The 18,167-nt window shown below is 58.6% G+C and carries 13 protein-coding genes; 5 read left to right on the forward strand and 8 right to left on the reverse strand.

Going from position 1 to position 18,167, the window contains the following annotated elements:
- Window positions 1–37: 37 nt before the first annotated feature.
- Window positions 38–2,119 carry a penicillin-binding protein 1C gene (gene pbpC, locus AC1DUP_RS20900; protein ID WP_477834114.1) on the reverse strand — a complete coding sequence of 694 codons (2,082 nt, stop codon included), beginning with the start codon at window positions 2,117–2,119 and terminating at the stop codon, window positions 38–40.
- Window positions 2,116–7,599: an alpha-2-macroglobulin family protein gene (locus tag AC1DUP_RS20905; protein WP_477834116.1), complete on the reverse strand. Its 5,484-nt coding sequence runs from the start codon at window positions 7,597–7,599 to the stop codon at window positions 2,116–2,118. The genes pbpC and AC1DUP_RS20905 overlap by 4 nt, the downstream gene beginning before the upstream one ends.
- A gap of 401 nt (window positions 7,600–8,000) precedes the next feature.
- On the opposite strand from AC1DUP_RS20905, the gene AC1DUP_RS20910 reads away from it, so the two are divergent.
- The 5 genes from AC1DUP_RS20910 (at window position 8,001) to AC1DUP_RS20930 (ending at window position 12,613) form a co-directional block, all read left to right on the forward strand.
- Entirely contained in the window at window positions 8,001–8,594 is a 594-nt protein-coding gene (locus AC1DUP_RS20910) for a helix-turn-helix domain-containing protein (protein WP_113308125.1), read from the forward strand.
- Window positions 8,587–9,822, forward strand: coding sequence for a type II toxin-antitoxin system HipA family toxin (locus tag AC1DUP_RS20915; RefSeq protein ID WP_477834119.1), 1,236 nt, complete (start codon window positions 8,587–8,589; stop codon window positions 9,820–9,822). Before AC1DUP_RS20910 ends, AC1DUP_RS20915 begins: the two co-directional genes overlap by 8 nt.
- Before the next feature lie 398 nt (window positions 9,823–10,220).
- Window positions 10,221–10,931 (forward strand): peptide-methionine (S)-S-oxide reductase MsrA, encoded by a 711-nt coding sequence (msrA, locus tag AC1DUP_RS20920; protein ID WP_477834121.1) that lies wholly within the window; start codon window positions 10,221–10,223, stop codon window positions 10,929–10,931.
- A 226-nt stretch (window positions 10,932–11,157) separates the two neighbouring features.
- The gene (locus tag AC1DUP_RS20925) at window positions 11,158–11,598 is read left to right on the forward strand and encodes a response regulator (protein WP_477834123.1); all 441 of its coding nucleotides are present in this window, start codon (window positions 11,158–11,160) and stop codon (window positions 11,596–11,598) included.
- Window positions 11,599–11,806: 208 nt separating this feature from the next.
- Complete coding sequence (locus tag AC1DUP_RS20930) at window positions 11,807–12,613, forward strand: Wzz/FepE/Etk N-terminal domain-containing protein (protein ID WP_477834125.1); 807 nt, start codon at window positions 11,807–11,809, stop codon at window positions 12,611–12,613.
- 48 nt (window positions 12,614–12,661) lie between these two features.
- On the opposite strand, the gene AC1DUP_RS20935 is transcribed toward AC1DUP_RS20930, so the two are convergent.
- Genes AC1DUP_RS20935 through AC1DUP_RS20960 form a run of 6 tightly spaced genes read right to left on the reverse strand, consistent with a single transcriptional unit; the run spans window position 12,662 to window position 18,166 of the window.
- Window positions 12,662–13,450 (reverse strand): glycosyltransferase family 2 protein, encoded by a 789-nt coding sequence (locus AC1DUP_RS20935; RefSeq protein WP_477834127.1) that lies wholly within the window; start codon window positions 13,448–13,450, stop codon window positions 12,662–12,664.
- A 56-nt stretch (window positions 13,451–13,506) separates the two neighbouring features.
- Entirely contained in the window at window positions 13,507–14,679 is a 1,173-nt protein-coding gene (locus AC1DUP_RS20940) for a glycosyltransferase (RefSeq protein WP_477834129.1), read from the reverse strand.
- Window positions 14,676–15,626, reverse strand: coding sequence for an NAD-dependent epimerase/dehydratase family protein (locus tag AC1DUP_RS20945; protein WP_477834131.1), 951 nt, complete (start codon window positions 15,624–15,626; stop codon window positions 14,676–14,678). Before AC1DUP_RS20945 ends, AC1DUP_RS20940 begins: the two co-directional genes overlap by 4 nt.
- 7 nt (window positions 15,627–15,633) lie before the next feature.
- Window positions 15,634–16,488 carry a class I SAM-dependent methyltransferase gene (locus tag AC1DUP_RS20950; RefSeq protein ID WP_477834133.1) on the reverse strand — a complete coding sequence of 285 codons (855 nt, stop codon included), beginning with the start codon at window positions 16,486–16,488 and terminating at the stop codon, window positions 15,634–15,636.
- Between the two features lie 2 nt (window positions 16,489–16,490).
- A complete protein-coding gene (locus tag AC1DUP_RS20955; protein ID WP_477834135.1) occupies window positions 16,491–17,078 on the reverse strand; it encodes an acyltransferase in 588 nt (195 codons plus the stop codon).
- The gene (locus tag AC1DUP_RS20960; protein WP_477834137.1) at window positions 17,075–18,166 is read right to left on the reverse strand and encodes a glycosyltransferase family protein; all 1,092 of its coding nucleotides are present in this window, start codon (window positions 18,164–18,166) and stop codon (window positions 17,075–17,077) included. Before AC1DUP_RS20960 ends, AC1DUP_RS20955 begins: the two co-directional genes overlap by 4 nt.
- Between the last annotated feature and the right edge of the window lies 1 nt (window position 18,167).

Here is an 18,167-nt window from a genome sequence, read left to right on the forward strand (position 1 = left end):
GAAACCTTCAAACGGTTGCGACACGCTTTTGTTCCCGTCAGTCGACGAAGACGCCGACGCTGGCCGCCCGGCCCATGGAATCGATTACCGTCAGCTTGGAATAACCGCCGCCGTCAGGCATCCAGCTTTGCGTGCGCCGGCGGGAAAGATCAGGCAGTGGCTTACCGTTGGCAAGCCAGCGAAAGGGCGCCCTGCCACCCTGCAGCTTGAGCATCAGCGGCGAGAGATCGCCCTGCCTGGCGCCGAGATCGACATGGGCACCCTCCGGCGGATAGACGATCTGGGGTGCTGCCTCGCGGCCGGAAGTGGCGAGCAGCCCGTTGGCATTAACCGCAAAACGCCGCTGGCTGATCGGCAGGTCGGTCTGGGCGATGCGCACCGCCCCGGAAGGCGCACGCGGCAGCGGTGTCGTGGCGATGCCGGATTTTGCCAAGGCCTCGAAAAGAATGGGTGCGGCCGTGCCATACCCCGTCAAACCGGGTACGGCGCTATTGTCAGGCCGTCCGACCCACACACCAAGCACGTAACGTCCGTCATAACCGACCGACCAGGCATCGCGATAGCCGTAGCTCGTACCGGTCTTGTAGGCGATGCCGCGCTGCGGCGCACCGGCCGGCGGAACGACGCCCGAGAGAATGTCTGCGACATTCCAGACCGCGACCGGCTCCAGCAAGGGCTCGCCGTCGATCTTGCCGGGCGCGCCCGTCACACCGTCGCCGATCCTGACCGGCTGGCCGCGATTGGCAAGCGCTGTATAGAGCTGCACGAGATCCTTCAGCGTGATGCCGACGCCACCAAGGCCGATTGCCAGCCCCGGCGTCTCGTTCACCGGCAAGGTCGGGCGCACTTCGGCGCGGCGAAAGCGCACCAAAAGGCGAGACGGGCCGACCGCATCGAGCAGCTTGACGGCCGGCACGTTGAGGGAGAGCTGCAGGGCCTCGCGCACGGTCACGTCGCCCTGGTAGCTCATGTCGAAATTGCGCGGCCGGTAGCCGAAGAAATCGGCCGGCCGGTCCTCGATGATGGTCTCCTGGCTGACCAGTCCCTGCTCGAAGGCAAGGCCATAGATGAAGGGTTTGAGTGTAGAGCCGGGCGATCGGTTGATACGCGTCATGTCGATCCAGCCGGAGCGGCTGGCATCGAAATAATCGGCTGATCCCACCTCGCCGACGATGTCGCCGGTCTCGGCGTCCGCCATCACCATGGCGAGCGACAGCTTTGGTCCGAGCTTCATCGTCGCGGCACGCGCGACGGATTCGAGACCCGTCTGGACCTGCTTGTTCAGCGTCGTCTGGTGCTGGATCGCCCTCGGATCCTTGCGCAATGCGGCTTCCGCGACATGGGCGGCAAGGGCTGGAAGCTGCAGCCGGCGGGCGGGAATGGCGACACCCTCAGCGCGCTCGGCCTCGCCGTCGCCGACAACCTCGGTCACGGCGATACGCTCGAGTACACGTTTGCGCGCCGCTTCCGCCGCCTTCGGGTTCCGGTCCGGCCGGCGCTTTTCGGGCAGTTGCGGCAGGGCGACCAGAAGGGCGGCCTCAGCCACCGTCAGCCTTTTCGGCTCCTTGTCGAAATAGGCAAGGCTTGCGGCGCGCACGCCTTCCAGGTTGCCGCCATAGGGCGCATGGGTGAGATAGAGATCGAGGATCTCACCCTTCGATAGCCTCCGCTCGATCTGCACCGCGCGCATGATCTGCAGGAGTTTTGCCGAAAACGACCGGCTTTCACGCGGCTCGACCAGCCTTGCCACCTGCATGGAGAGCGTCGAGGCGCCGGATACGATGCGGCCGTTGCTGACGAATTGCAGGGCGGCGCGCCCGAGCGCCCAGACATCGATTCCGGAATGCTCGTAGAAACGCTGATCCTCATAGGCGACCAACATGCGGATGAATTGCGGATCGACGTCGGCAACGCCGGTCTTCAGCCGCCAGCGCCCCTCTGGCGTTGCAAAGGCACGCAACAATTGGCCGTCCGCATCGAGCACTTCGGGCGAGACGGCTTCGGCCCGTTCAAGCGGCGGCGGAAAGGCGCGGTCTGCAACATCGAGCGCAAAAAGGCCGGCGCCGGCAATGATAATGCCGGCCGCAGTCCCGATCGCAAACTTCTGCCACCGCCTCATTGTTGAGCCGCAACGACCTCCATCTTGCCGGTCGCCGTGCGGGCGGACAGGTCGGGGCGATACATGTCCTCGACGGTAGCCGCCGGGTGATCATAGGCACCGGGGGTGACGGCGCGCACCACATAGGCGACGTTAAAGTCACGCGCCGAATTTTCGTCGCGGTTGAAGGCGGCGACGAAGCGGTCGTAGCGGAATTCCGTATGGGCAGGCGACATCTCGCCGACCCAATCGAAATTCGTCATCTGGGCGCTGTCCACAAGGCTTGGATTGTCGATCTCGAAGCCGGCCGGCAGAAGATCGGTGATGACGATGCGCGAAGCCCAGTCATTCTGCTCAGTCACATGGAGGACGACGACATAACGCTCGTTCTGCTGCGCATCGCTGACATTCGCCTCCTCGCCATCGAGCGTGTAATAGGTACGCTCGATGGTGAAGCCGTTGCCGCCGGCCGGCAGCGGCTTGACAGGGGCGGCGACCGTGGTGACGACGGCCGAGACCGTGTCGCTCGTCGCGCTCGTCAGTGTGAGCGGATGGTCGATCAGCGCGTCACCGGTCATCTTCGCCATATACGCGCCAGTCCGTTCAGCCCCGTTGACGTTGACCTTCAGATCGTCGTCGCCGTTCTGCAGGGCACGCGCCGCCAGAAGCATCCAGGCCTGTTCCTGGGTGCTTGTATATTTGCTGCGATCCCATTCCCGCGCGACCGCTTTGGCGAGGTCTGGAATGACGGGGGGAACCGGCCGGCTTTCGGCGGCAAGCGCCAGGATTGCCGCACCATCGCGCAGCACCGAGCCATAATCGGTGCGCGAGAAATTCACGCGGGTCACCATCGACTGTTTCGACATCTGCAGCGCATCGACGAAAATGTTCTTCGAGCGGGTGGCATCCCCATAGAGCGCAAGTGCTGCGGCGATATGGGCCTTGGCTAGCGGCGTCGGGAAGTCGTTGATCATTGTGTCTGCATAGTAGCGCAGGTCGCTGACGGCGGCCTTCTTATTGCGCGCCAGCACGTAGAGGGCGTAGGCGATCTCATCGCCCTTGCCCTTCACATCCGTCGTGTAGGAGAGCGAGTTCTGCAGGTTCTCCAACGCCTGCACCAGGGCGCGGTCCGGCACGTCGTATTTCTGCTCGCGCGCCCGCGTCAGGAAGTCCGTGACGTAGGAATCGAGCCAGAGATCGCCGGAATCCGGACCCCACAGACCGAAGCTTCCGGCATAGGCCTGGTAGGAGAGCACCCGGTAGATCGCATCCTGCACGCGCTTGTGGATGTCGTCATCCGTCTCATCCATGCCGGCCTGCTTGGCGACCTCGGCCAGATAGAGCAGCGGCATGGCCCGGCTCGTCGTCTGTTCGGCGCAACCGAAGGGGTAGCGGTCGAGCGTCATCAGGAGGGCCGGAATGTCGAAGGCGGCCGAGCGCGTGACGTTGACGGCGATCGAAGCGCCCGGAAGCACGCTGTCGGCAAGCAGGTTCTTATCGATCGTCAGGCTCTTGCCGGGCGCGAGCGCAATGACGCGCCGTTCGGTGACCGGCAAGGAGGACGGCCGCACCGGCACGTCGACTACCTGGTCGAGCGACAGGCCGGAGGCATTAGACAGGTTGATTGCCACACTGCCATGGCCCGGTTCGCCGCCGACGAGCGTCAGCGTCAGGTCGGACTTGGCGCCGGCTTCGAGCCTGAGAGCCTGTTCGGCAGGCCCGTCGATGCTGAGGGCGCTGTTGCCGGTCAGCGTCAGCTTGTAGTCGCCGGCCGGCGCATCGGTATTGGCGATGTCGAGACGCAGATTGGCCTTGTCCCCCGGAGCGAGGAATTTCGGCAGGCTTGCGGTGACGACGACCGGATCGCGGATGATGACGTCCTTGGCGCCGTGGCCAACGCCGGTTTTCGTCCAGGCGAGCGCCATCACGCGGGCCGTACCGTTGAATTGCGGAATGTCGAAGCTGACTTTTGCCTTGCCTTCGGCATCGAGCTTTACCGGGCCGGAGAAAAAGGCGACGAGCTTCTGCGTCGGCGGGCTTGCCTGCAGCGCAACCGCGCCGCCATCGCCGCCGGTGCGCAGCTTGCCGGTTGCACCGAGCGAACCGTCGATCAGCCTTCCATAGAGATCCCGGATTTCAAGGCCGAGCTGGCGCTGGCCAAAATACCAATCCTCCGGGTTCGGCGGCTCGTAGCGGGTGAGGTTCAGAATGCCGACATCGACGGCGGCAACGGTGATATAGGCCTCCTCATTCGCACCGGCGCCTGAAACCTGCAGGCCGATATCCAGCGGCCCGCGCGGCAGCATCTTCTCCGGAGTATCGATCTTGACCTGCAGCGCGCGCTCAGCCGGATCGACCTTCAGCCATTTGATGCCGATCGAGCGCGCCGGCATATGGGTGTCGAGCGAATCGCCCGGCCGGAAGAGCGTCGCGGTCACATAGGCGCCCGCACCCCAGTCTGCCGTGACGGGAATGTCGACCTCGCCGCCGGTTTGACCCATCGTTGCGTTCTGCACGGCAACCAGGTTTTCCGTGCCGGCCGTGATCATCAACTCGCCGCCATAGCGCGACGTGACCTTCAGTTTCGCCGTCTCGCCGACATGATAGCTATCCTTGTCGAGCGCGATTTCGAGGCCGTCGGGCGTTTCCGTCGAGGTCGAGGCCACGAACCAGCCGGCATCGAACTCGACGCTGGAGGTCGGGCCGTCGGCATCAGCACTTTCTACCTCGAGCCGATAGCGGCCCCAGTTGACCGGCGTCTGTATCTTGCCGCCATTTTCGGCCGTCGCATCCACCGAGCCGGAGCCAACTTCTTCGGGCGTGTAGGTGGGCTCATATTTCCAGGCAGTGCCTTCGCGATACCACTGATAGTCGCGGCGCAGCTTGTAGAATTTCCAGCGCAGGCCCTTCATCTCCTGCTTCTGGCCCTGCGTATCTAGGCCGATCACCGTGAAGTTCGCCAGCGCATTTTCGGGCAGGTCGCCATCGAATTCCGGCTTGATGCCGATCGCGGTCGCGTCGGTCTTGACCGGAATCTCCAGCGAGCGCTCGATGGCGCGGCCACCCGGCTCCTGCATACGCAGATAGACGGTCGCCCTCAACAGCTGGGTCGTGGCCGGCAGTTCGCCGATCGTCAGGTCGGTCGAGGCTTGACCGTTCTCGTCGAGTTCCGGTAGCCCGTCGATCGGCTGGCGCGACTCCTCGCTCGCCTCTTCGTCTGCAAGCCCGAACTGGTAGCCGGGATAGGCCGCATTTTCGCGCGTCGGCTTGACGACGACATCGCCTTCGACGGTGAGGCCGGCGGCCGGAGCGCCGTAGAGATATTTGCCGGAGATAGTGATCGTCGCGGCCGTATCCGTGCCGATCTCCTTGGAGTCGGTCTTGATCTCCATGTCGGTGCGGTCAGGCACGAAATCGTCGACGAGGAAGGTCTTCGTGGCAATCGCCGAGCCCTTCGGATCGGTATAGACGTTCATCGTCCAGGTGCCGCGCATGGCGTTTTCCTGCGTCTGCAGGTCCACCTGATAGCCGCCGAGATCGCTCGTCTGGCGGACGATGCGCCGGTCTTCCACGCCGTCGGGCCGTGAGAAGATGAAGGTCAGCGGCAGGTTCTCGATCGCCTTGCCGTCCGTGTCGCGGGCAAGGACTGCGGCATGCACAGTTTCGCCGGCGCGGTAGATGCCGCGTTCGGTCCAGGGCAGCACGTCGATCGCTCCCGGCGCGGCGCGGCCAGTGACACCGCGATCGGAAAGATCGAAGCCGGCACGCGTCATGTCGAGGAAGACATAGTCGGACGTGCCGTTCTTGGCGGTAATGACGGCAGGTGTGAGTGCGGCGGTGCCGCGCATCAGACCGGCCGTGAAGGTGGCGCGCCCGTTCTGATCGGTCGTGGCCGTGCCGAGCACTTCATTGTTCTTGGCAAGCAGCTGCAATTCGACGCCGGCCATCGGCTTGGCGGAGGCAAGCGAGCGGGCAAAGACGTTGAGCCCGTCGGTGCCGGCATAGGTAGTGACGCCGATATCGGAGACGAGGAACCATTGGGTGGCCTGCGAATCCCAGTCCTGCACCGGTCCGGTCGGCGCGGTGGCGACCAGCACATAGATGCCGGGCTTGCGCTCAGGCAGAGCCTCGTCGACCGGGAAGCTGGTCACCACATCCTTGTTGAGCTCGTTGGCGATCTCGATCGAGCCCTGCCACACGAGTTCGCCACTCTGGTCCTGGATGTTCTGGGCGCTGTAGCCGTCGAGCTGCGTTAAAAACTGCGAGCTCGTCAGAAGCGGCGCGATGCCGCGATCGCCGATGCGGTAGAGCTTAAGATTGGCGGTGGCCATATTGACGGAGACGATCGGCACGCCACGGCGCGCCGTCGACGGCAGCACGAAGCTGTCGCCGGTAAAACGCACCATCTGGCTGCGGTCCTTGATATAGACGTCGATTGTAACAGGGGCTTCCAGAACCTCGTCGACGGAGGAGGGCAGGCCAGTGCGCAAACCGATCTTGTAGGTCTCGCCGTGGGTCAGACCCTCGACGCAGATCTGCTTGTCCTTAGCTTCCAGCGCCTTCGGCGCAGCGCCGTTCAACGTCACGAAGGGGGTATAGTCGACCGTCTTGACCAGCGCCTCGGAGAAGGTGACGCAGGCGCGCGGTGTGGCGCTGTCGGCATCGACAGTATGTTCGGTAACGCGGAAGCCCTGGGTCTGCTTGAGCTTCAGGTAATCCGCCTGCACATCCTTGGCGCTGACGAGCGCAAGGCTTGCCTTGTAGCTATTCAGCGCATCGCGATAATTGGCATTCTTTTCCAGGGCCTTGGCGAGCACCGCCAGCGCATCGGCGCGCTTATTGGTGGTGCGCGTCAGCTGGTAGCCGTTCAGCGCGTCGATCACCGCCTGACCGAAGATGCCGCTGTCAGGGGCGCCAAGCGAGGTGGCGGCGCGCGCCGTTTCGATCCAGAGATCGCCGTCATCGGGCGTGATCGACAGCGCGCCATGAAAAGCCTTCAGCGCATCGGTAAGATTGCCGCCAGTCAGATCGAGACGTGCACTTGCCGTCAGGCTCTCGACGCCCTGGCCCTGCTGGTCGTCGGCGAGCGCCAGATCGTTGCGGAAATTGCGGGCCTGCTGGACGAGGTCGTCGGAGAGAAAGGGCAGGCGAGGGGCAGCGCCAATATCCGGCTCTTTCGGCGCGGCAGCGGCGGCCGTTGTTTCGACGATCCTGCCGGCGATGGCGCCCGGGGCGGCGTTCATCGTCTTGAAATCGGTTTTGAGGAAACACCACTTCACCTTCGGATTGTAGGTGAAGGCCTTGCAGCTCTTGTCGCCGATGCAGGCGACCTTACACTGATCGAGCGAGAGATTCTGCTCGGTGCGCAGGTCGAAGCCGAAATAATCCGCGTCCTTGACGGTGACAATATCGCGCTTGACGTCGGCGGCAAAGACTGGCGGGCTCGCTAGAATCGCAAATGCGGCAATGACGGAAAAGGCGAAGAACGACCGCACGGACATTGGATCCCCCCAGGGTGCTGGCTCTGACCGGCCGGCAATGTCCCCACTCCTCGGGAAATTGTCAACACACCTTCCAGCCTGTCCCAACGTACTCCAGCGTTTGAACGTTAATAGGGCGTCGCGAACTCACTGGCAGGGAGGATATATGCGAACGCACCGGCGGCGATGGATCGACCGCGCGGCCTTCTTCTGAAGGGCAACACAGATCCCGCCGAGCGCGCAAAACGGCTGCGCTTCATCGGCGCTTCGGTCGTTTGGCTATTTTTGCGTCTCGGTTGATGTCGATAAGGACATCAATGTTGATTTATGATGTCGTTTTAAGCATCGGTCCTTGTGGAAGAGGTGCTGACTTGATATCTAAATCGATATCAAGATCAAGGATAGATATCGAATAAGACATCATGCCCTACGCAACTGAAGAGATTGCCATGCATCTGAGAGAGGCTCGAGAGCGCAAGGCGTTGAGCCAACGCGAACTCAGTCACCTATCAGGCGTGCCGCAGGCGCAAATTTCCCGTATCGAATCCAACAGCATTGATCTCAGGCTCTCGACCTTGATCACCATTGCCAATGCTCTTGATCTGGAAATCGCCCTTGTACCACGCAAGGCGGTGCCCGCTGTAAAATCCATTATGCGCCAGACACTCGAAGATGTGCCCACCCAGCCTTCTGATATCGCCAAGGAGATGCGCCTGTTGCAGCGTGCCATCCGGAATGCCCAAAGTGCGTTTGCCTCCCATCCCCAGCAAGGTGAGCTTGTCAAAAGCTATTCTGCTCTCCGGCGATGGCCGATCTCGGCCGTGCATATCGACGCGCTAAGCTCTATCCGCGCCACTCTCGAACGGGCGATATCGAGCCACAATTTCGATCACTTGACCGAAGTCACCAGAAACCTGGTTATGCTGCGCAATCAGATCGCTCATTCGCGGCCCGCGCCTACCCGAAGCGATCCCCCCAGGCCGGCCTATTCTCTCGATGAGGATGATGATGGCTGACGTATCTGTCCTGTCTGTGCGCCTTTACGGAGCGGAAATTGGCACCATCACCTATGTGGGCGGCGAGAGGACGCTATTTGCGTTCAACGACGCCTATATCGAAAATCCCGACCGGCCGACCCTCGGTCTCCAGTTCAAAGATCGCTTCGGGGATCTCCTGACCGAGTTTCGTCCCTATAAAATCAAGCTGATGCCATTCTTTTCCAATCTGCTGCCGGAAGGACATCTTCGCAAATACCTCGCCGAAAAGGCAAATGTTCAAAGTGACCGCGAGTTCTTCCTGCTCTGGGTCCTCGGCCAGGACCTGGCAGGTGCCGTCACCGTCCTTCCTGCCGACAGCGAGGCATGGCCGGAGGGGCCCCACGACGCTCTCGATGATGAGGCGACAAAGGTTCCGGCTGAGGACGTATTGCGATTTTCGCTTGCCGGCGTTCAACTCAAATTCTCCGCGGTCCAGAGCGCAAGCGGCGGACTGACGGTCCCGACAAGCGGGGTCGGCGGCGACTGGATCGTCAAGCTTCCTTCACGGGAGTTTGCCCATGTGCCGGAAAACGAATTTTCGATGATGAGCCTTGCGCGCATGGTCGGCATCAACGTGCCGGCAATCGACCTCCGCGACATTCGATCGATCGGCAATCTTCCCGATGGAATCGAACAACTAGGCCCAAAGGCCTTCGTCATTGAACGGTTCGATCGCGGCAATGGCGGCGAGCTTACCCATATCGAGGATTTTGCTCAGGTCTTTGACGTCTATCCAGAGGACAAATACAAAAAAGCAAGCTTCCGGAATCTCGCCGCCGTCGTCGCCACAGAATCCGACCATGACGACGTGGCGGAGTTCATTCGCAGGCTGACATTCAATGTGCTGATCGGCAACGGTGACATGCATCTGAAGAACTGGTCGCTCATCTACCCCGATCGAACGCGAGCGCGGCTGTCACCGGCCTATGACTACGTATCGACGATCCCTTACATCCCCAACGACAAATCGGCGCTGACCTTTAGCCGCACAAAGGACTTTGCAGGATATACGCTTGATGAGCTCGATCACCTGTCGGCCAAGGCGTCGCTGCCCCGTAAACTGGTCCAGGATACGGCCAAAGATACCGTTTCTATCTTCATGGAACGCTGGAAGGACGAGAAGAAGAACCTTCCGCTGGGCCGAAAGGTCGTCGAGACAATCGATGGTCATCTTGAAACCCTGCCGATTGTGACGGGCGGAGACTAAGGGTTGCCGTCGCTGGAGAGCGCTTGCTTTGAAGACCAGGTGGTCACCATAAAACGTGCCAGATAACGAAACGCTATCGACGAAACCGCATCGAAGCCGGGCGGCTGTTGGAGTTCGAAAGGCTCTCCTCATCAGATGCCCTCGAGCATTCGGACCCAAGCGCTAGATCCTATTGGCCGACGGGAGTTGTTCTCACCCTTAGCCAAACATGTTGATCGCTCTTGTTTGGGCCATTTATCTTCCCGAGGCAGGCGATGTCGCAGCCGACCTTCCTGTCCCAGTTTCACACATTCGCTTTCTTGCAATCGTCACATCGGCGTGAGTGAACAGCTTGTGATTTGCAGCTTTCTCGTCGATCGGCAAGGATTTTGCCGCATTGTCCCCGGAGGTAGCCCCCCATGCCCATATCCACATCAGGCAAGGTCCTTGCCGCGCTTTTCGCAACCGCATCCCTTTCGCTCGGCTTCGGTTCCGCCGCCACGCAAGCGGCGGAAGATGCCGTCGTCATTCCAGCCCCTGCGCTCGACGAGGCGGGCCAGTCCGGCACGGAGACGGCTGTCTTCGCCGGCGGTTGTTTCTGGGGTGTCCAGGGCGTCTTTCAGCATGTGAAGGGTGTCAAAAGCGCCGTTTCCGGCTATGCGGGCGGGCAAGCAGCAACCGCCCAGTACGAAACGGTCAGCTCCGGCGCGACGGGTCATGCCGAATCCGTCAAGGTGACCTTCGATCCGAAAGAGGTCAGCTACGGCAAGCTCCTGCAGGTCTTCTTCTCGGTCGCACACAACCCGACGCAGCTCAATTTCCAGGGGCCGGACGAGGGCACCCAATACCGCTCGGCGCTTTTCATTTCCGACCCGCAACAGCGCAAGGTCGCCGAAGCCTATATCGCCCAGCTCGACAAGGCGCATGTCTTCAAACAGCCGATCGTCACCAAGGTCACCGACGATACCGGCTTCTACCCGGCCGAGCCGTATCACCAGGATTTCCTGACGCTGAACCCGACCTACCCCTACATCGTCTATAACGACCTGCCGAAGATCGAGAACCTGAAGCAGATTTTCCCGGCCGACTACAGCACGGACCCGGTTCTGGTGCTGAAGGCCAAGGGCTGAGACGCTGCTGAATCGGAATTTTAGAAGGCGGCTAAAGTGGCCGCCTTTTTTCATCGAAAGTCACATGTTAATAATTTATCAATATTAACAAACGTTTAATTAAGAAAAGCTGCATTTCATATCGGAACATATCGTAGCATCGCCCGTTTAAGCAGCGAGCCTCGTCGAAGCAGTCTGTCTTCAACGAAGCGGAGTCTCCTGAAGTAAGGCGTGAAGGGGATCTGTCATGGCCACGAATGTCATGCGTAGCTGGCAACGGGAACATCTCATGGAACAGCGAGTGCTGATTGTCGAAGACGAACTGTTGATCGCCCTCGATCTCGAAATGACGATAGAGGAAATGGGCGTGCATGTCGCGGGCCTCGCATCGGACCGGGAAGCGGCGCTCAGACTCGCCCCGCTTGCCGACATCGCCTTCGTTGACGTCAACCTCTCCGACGGCCCAACCGGGCCGGAGATCGGCCGGCAGCTCGCAGAAGACCACGGCATTTCCGTCGTCTTCATGACTGCCAATCCGGAAGCGGTTGCAGACGGTGTGCGAGGCGCGCTCGGTGTGGTGCAAAAGCCCGTCATGCCAAGGGTGGTCGAGCAGCTCGTAAGATACGTTGCCGCCCGCCGCATCGGGATGCTCGCGGTCGTGCCGCCGCAAATGACGGTGTTTGCGTGATCCCGGCCGAAGCCTTCAGAGCAACGGATAACATTCGTGTTGCCTCGCCTTCGACTTTGTCCTGACGGCTTTGCGAAGCAGCCTACCAATGCGCGACGAGATGTTTGAACATTGACTTAAACGCGAGGATAGGGTTGAAGCGATCCTGAGCGTTCAAGCGAGTGCTATTTCGTTCGGGGCCGGTTTGTGAACATTATCGGGAGCTGCCATGCAAGAGAAGCGGTTCGATGAAGAGATAAACATCTTCGTTTTAGCCTCCTTTCTTAGGAAGAACGTTCTCGTGATCGGCGCATGTTCGATCCTCGGTCTCATCGGTGCTAGCGTACTCAGCAGCGAAGCGGCGCCGGTTTTCGAAGCGTCCGCGCAACTCTCACTCGCAAAGATCAGCAGACTTGGGTCGGGTGGGATTGTAGTTCCGGTCGAGTCGCGAGAGCGTCTTCTGTTCCGAATGCGATCACCAGCCGCTTTTGACTTGAAGCTCTCCTCCAGTTGCTCCGAAGGAGGCACCGCCACGCGCGAGCAATTGGCACGGATCGTTAGAATTACGGCTCCATCAACGCCCGATGATGTCATTTCGATATCATCGACTTTATCAAGTGCGAACCTTGCAGAGCGTTGTGTGACGGCTGTCGTACAACTGATTCAGAGCCAGCAATCGAGCTTGGCGGCGCAGAGCGAGGCCACCATCAACGCCGAAATCCGTGCTAGTGAGAACCAACTCGCAGAAAACATGAAATTGATGGAAATTTCTCAAGGGTCGGACTGGCAGAAAGCAATTTATTTGGCCACGCGGGACGATTCCAACTTTCTTCGCACGAAAATTGTGAATCTCAATTCGCAGCTGCAGTTGAATGAACCTGCGAAGCTTCTGTCACCCGTATATACGTCGCCGTCCTCGGTAGCCTCAAATCGCTTAAAACGAATTCTCATCGGGTTGATCGGGGGCTTTGTTGTTGGCGTTTCTGCAGCAATTGCACAGACCTTGTACAGGTCTAGACGGACACGCCAGGCATAAAATCTTCGATAGTCCGAGTTCGCCGGAGCTCGACCGCGCTTCCATCTGCTAGTCAGCCGGCGTAGGCACGTGCAATTTTCCACGAGCGAACTGCAGTCCGCGCGAAAGAAACTTTCTGCTTAAGAACCGGAAAAGATGTGCGTTCAGGCCGTGGGTGCGAAGCGCACGAAGGATTTCCTTGTTCTGGTTGATGATGTTCGTAAGGCTGCGATTGGTCGTTCCGCCCATCCGCATCTTGACCATCACTCCCGGCACATATTGTACACGGATTCGATGGCGCTCCAGGAACCGCATCATCAACTCGACATCGGCAGCGATCCGGTACCCGAGATCGAATGAGCCAAATCGTTCGTAGACATCACGACGGACGAAGAAAGTCGGATGAGGCGGAGCCCATCCTTTTTCGAAGGCCGCGGGCACAAATGCCGACGAACGCCAGTGGCGAACAACAGTCTGGGGATCGTTTTGCTTGACGTAGCAAAGGTCACCATAACAGGCATCAAGCTGCGGGTGCTCCTTGAATGTCTTGGCGACCTTGGCCAATGTGCCAGGCAAGTAGAAATCGTCCCCGTTGATAAAGCCGATGATATCACCAGTCGCCAACGCGATACCTTTGTTCATCGCGTCATAGATGCCGGCGTCCTGTTCGGAGATCAGTTTGCTGATGATCCCCTTGCGCTCCTTGATCCTGTCAAGCGTCCGATCCTTCGAGAGACCGTCTATAACGATATATTCCAGATTGGCGTAACCCTGCGCAGCAACCGAATCGATGGTATCGGCAATCGTGTCTTCATTGTTGAAGACGACGGTAATGACGGAAATCTTCGGCTCACTCATTGGCGTTCTCTGCTAGTTGACCGAACCTGAAACATATGTGCTCGGCCGTTGCTCTATTATTGAACCTGATTGCACGCGCGGCGAACCAGCGAGGTAAAGTCAGAAACGAAACGCAGAACCCGGTCATTGGACGTGGCTTGGGCCAGATCCCCGCTGGTCTCGATCGCTGCAGCCGTACGTGGGCGAACGGAGGCCAAGACATCTGCAAGCGACTGAGCATCGTAGCGGTCGAAATAAATCGCTGCATCGCCTGCCTGCTCTCGATTTACATCGAGATCCGATAGGATCAGCGGCACCCCCCATGATAGGGCCTCTTCCACTGTGGTGCTCCATCCTTCGAACAGCGAAGGATTTAAGAGACCCATGCTCGCAACGCCAAGCGGGGCGAGATCACAATAGGGGATCAACCCGAGCAGACGAAAATTCTGTTCAAGTCCAGCTTCTTCGATGGCTGCCTTAACGGTTGGGAAATACGCTGGATCACGTGGATCCGATTGATTGCCACTCGCCGCGATCGTAATTTCGTGGCCCTGCTCACGAAGGATTTTCAGCGCCTTAAGCACGAGAAGATGGTTCTTATGCTTCCAGAATTGATTGGGCAGGAAGACGTATTGGTCAGGCAGCAAGTACTTATCGGCAATTGCTCGCGCGGCGCTATAGTCAATCCTGCCTTTTGGCGGCACGGAAAAGCGAACGATATGCGTACGACCTCGTGCTCCGGGATAGAAATGTTCACAAGACCGTTTGGAATCTTCACTGCTCAGCATGATCGAGCGATCCGCCGCAATCTGAAGACGAAATCCGATATCGCGTTTCCAGTAGCCAAACACGCTGAAAAGATGTGGCAGGTAACGATGTTGGAAGTCCGGAAACCACGCAATGGCAGGTAGGCCGAGTTTGAAGCCAAAGAACTGCGCGACTTCAAAGACTACATTGATTTGGTTTTCGTTGAAAACTGCGCGGATTTCTCTGTCCGCACCGGTTGCAACACTTAGCAACAGGGATCGAAGGCTTCGAGATCGGTTGAACGACGGATGGCGGACAATCCTTATGCCCTCGAGGCTGGAAAATGGTACCACTTCTTCTTCCCCGACGTCGGTTCCGAAGAAAACGACGGGGCAGATCTCATGGTTTGGATTGAGAGCTAAAAGTGTGACGAGGTTCAACAAATAATTATAACCGCCGGTCCAGTTGCGACCGCTGATCATGGTAAAGCCGACATTGATCATCTTGCTGCGCCAGCTTCCGACCGGAACCAGCCGACGTAGTTGAAAAGCCCGTCCCTAAGATCGCTGCGTAGGTGAAAGCCGAGGGATGTGAGTTGCGCCGAATCCGCAACCAAGCTTTGGGGATCGCCCTTTCTCGCCTCACCGGAAAACACGATACTTGGACGAGAAGACTGGTTGTCGTGCCAAGCGTCTACAACCATCTCCACAATGGAACGGACGCTCGTACCGATGCCCGTTCCAATATTGACAACCTTGCGAGACTGGTCGGCCTGTGCCTCAATCAACGATAGCGCGCGCACGACATCCGTTACCTCGATCCAGTCACGAAGTTCGGTGCCTGCGCCACCCAGGCCGAGCTGAGCCGGATTCTTCTCAAGCTGTGAGCATACGTCCCACAGCAACTGCTTGCGCAGTCCTTGTCCAAAAACCGAAAAGAGACGAGCTATGGCGACCTTTAATCCATATGTATCGCAATAGGACTGACATAGGGATTCCATCATGCTTTTGTGGTGACCGTATGGAGAAAAAGGTCTCGTGACGGTCGTTTCCGCGATTGGCCCCTCGTGATTGGCGCCGTAAACGGCAGCGCTTGAAATTGCCACCAGCCGGCAGTCGGGGGCTTCCAGCCGCAGCCACTCAAGGAGCTCAACAGTCGAATTGACAGTGCGGTGAAAATCTTCGCGAGGATTTGCAATCGCCACGCCCACCGACGAGCCGCCCCCAAGGTGATACACAATGTCCGGCGTGCCGGACTGTCGCTGTATTAGCCGAAGATTTAGGCCATCGATTTCGCCATTCTGCCAGAGCGTTAGCCCCCATCGTTCCGCGTGTGAAGGCGGCCAGATACCGTGGCCGAGACCAAGCACGACATGTCCCCTCTCCGATAGGTATCGCGCCAGATGCCTGCCGATAAAACCATGAGCACCAGTGATAAGGATTCGAGCCATTCTTTCTCTATTCCGGTCTCGTGGCGATGAATGAGTAGAGCCGCCCGGGCCGGTTATCGAATGTCTTTGCGATATAGGACAAAGCGGCCCAGACTGGGTCGAAACGCACAACTGCCGAAGCGGCAACTCCGAGGAACGGAAGCTTGGCGCCTATGCGTGCCCCCAGTTCTTTCTTTAGTTCATTCTTGGTGTAGGGAGCGAAATTAATCGCGCTTTCGAGAGGTGCCAGAACTTTGTTCATACCAAAGCCAGCGGATACAATGGCATTTTCGTAGTCCGCCAACAGGAAGGCATTCTCTCCACCGTATAATTTGTGCAGCGGATGCTGGTCCAGAAATACCTGAAGATCGCTCTTCGACGAAATAACATGTTCGCGCACGGCGATCAGACGGCCGCCGGGCTTTAGTACGCGAAAAAACTCCCGACATGCAGCTGCCAAATCCGACGTATGGTGTAAGACGGCTCGCGCAAATACAACGTCGAATGCTCTGTCTGGGAATGGCAATTTTTCGGAGAACTCCTCAACCGCCTGTATCGGCAGCTTTGTTTCCTCCGCGAGATGTTTGATCGCTCCCGAACCTACGAGGTTGCTTTTGTCGGGTTCAAGGGCGGTAACATTGAAGCCTTCCTTGGCCAGGGCATAGCTCGCGATACCTCGCCCTGCGCCGATATCGACGGCGCTGCCCCGCTGATCAGGAAGAAACATGCGGATAGCTTCCCACTCGTCGCTTCGCCAGTACCGATCGGCTGCTTTTGAAAGAGGGTCGTCGTAATAGGCATCGAGAACAAGCTTCTGCTGGTCGGGTTGCTCCCGAAGCCATTGAACGGCTTGCTCCCATGTGTCCAGATGCTGCGATGTCATCTTCAATCCTGTGTTACGACTGCTTCCGGCGTTATATGACGAATGACCCGAGCCGGATTACCTGCGACAACCGTGTAGGGTGCCACATCACGTGTTACAACGGCTTGAGCTCCAATAACTGCACCTTCGCCGACTGTCACTCCTTTTAGGATGCTGGCTCCAAAGCCGATCCACACCTTATCTTGAATCACTACCGGCTTAATTACGACGCCAGACCAATCCTTACGCCCTATCTGCCAGTCGCGGACATCATTCTTGCGCCGGCCCCAATCCAGTGAATGAGAATCGTGGTCGACGATCGTCACACCCCAGGAGATGATGACGTCATCCCCGATTTCGATACCAGAATGGCAAACCAGATGGCTGGACCCCACGTAGCATCGATCGCCAATCGAAATGTGCCCAGTGGGGTGGTCGAAACTGATACCACAGTTTAAAATACAATTCCGCCCAATTTGAACAGTTCCACCGCGTATGGATCGCAACGCCAGCCAGCGAACTGCGCTGCCAGGCCCGACAGTGAACTGGCATCTGCTCCGCACTAGAAAGCCGATCAGAAAATTGGCCAATGCCGATGGATTGAGTTTCATGCGATCCCGACCAGTCGATTGAAGTGCTGCCATTGAGCATCTTTATTGTAAATCGTCTTGACCGCATTGTAGCCCCTGGCTGCCACCGTTTGCAGCCGGTTTGGGTCCGCAAGCAGGTCACGTATGAGCGAAACGGCCGCTCCAGAACTCTCATAGGTTAGCATGCTTTCGCCATTCACCATGCCCCGGGGGTAGTTACCGGCATCTGACACCATGGCTGCGCGACAGCCGAGTGCTTCCCAGCAACGCATATTACCGCGATCGGATCCTGCCATATCGACAGCCCCGTTCAGCACGATTTTTGCTTGGGAGATGGCATTATAGAGATCGCGTCCAAAAACAGGTGCTAAGGAAACTGCCCGTATGTTCTTCGGTCGGCGGTGCTCAGTCAGGGGCAAGAACCAGCCTATCGGGCTTTCGGCCAGGCGTGTGAGGCGGGACCGATCAAGGTGATATACAATCCGAAAATCCTTGCGAAGTTCAGAGACAGCCTCAAGGATTTCGGCGCGCCTGCGGTGGTGGCGACTATAACCTCCAACGAATAGAACATCTATTGGCCGGTTGCTGTTGGCGGCATAGCTGTCCATTGCAGGATCGTGGGCCGGAGCAAAATATTCTGCACGCCACCCGCGCTTGCGGTAGCTTTCTAAAATGAGTGGAAAATTGCATACGATAAGATCATAGCCGCCGAAATCAACATTTCCGGATGGAGCGGCCCTCCACATGATGGATTTGCGAACGTTGCCTGGGAGCTTTCGTAGAAACTCATTGCCGAAGCGCATCGGATCCATGTTGTAGAAAATTTCGGTCCGGTGATGCTCTATCTGACTAAGAAGAATCTCCTCCATGCTGGTCGAGCTCGGAAGACCATTTTCTGCCGCCCAATATTTCTGAAGCTTTTCGTCGTCGGCATTCGTAAAAAAGACATCGGATGCTAATTCGGTTGGTGGCTTGAGGATATGACAAGCGCCATAGCAATCCTCCAGAAAGACCCGCAATCGCGTCCCAAATTTCGCCTCGTGGCTGGCAAGTCGATTGAGCCGGGGCAGATAGGACGCGTATACACCTGAGTTCTGAAAGATACGCATG

It is taken from the genome of Rhizobium sp. 01L419, assembly GCF_056400025.1.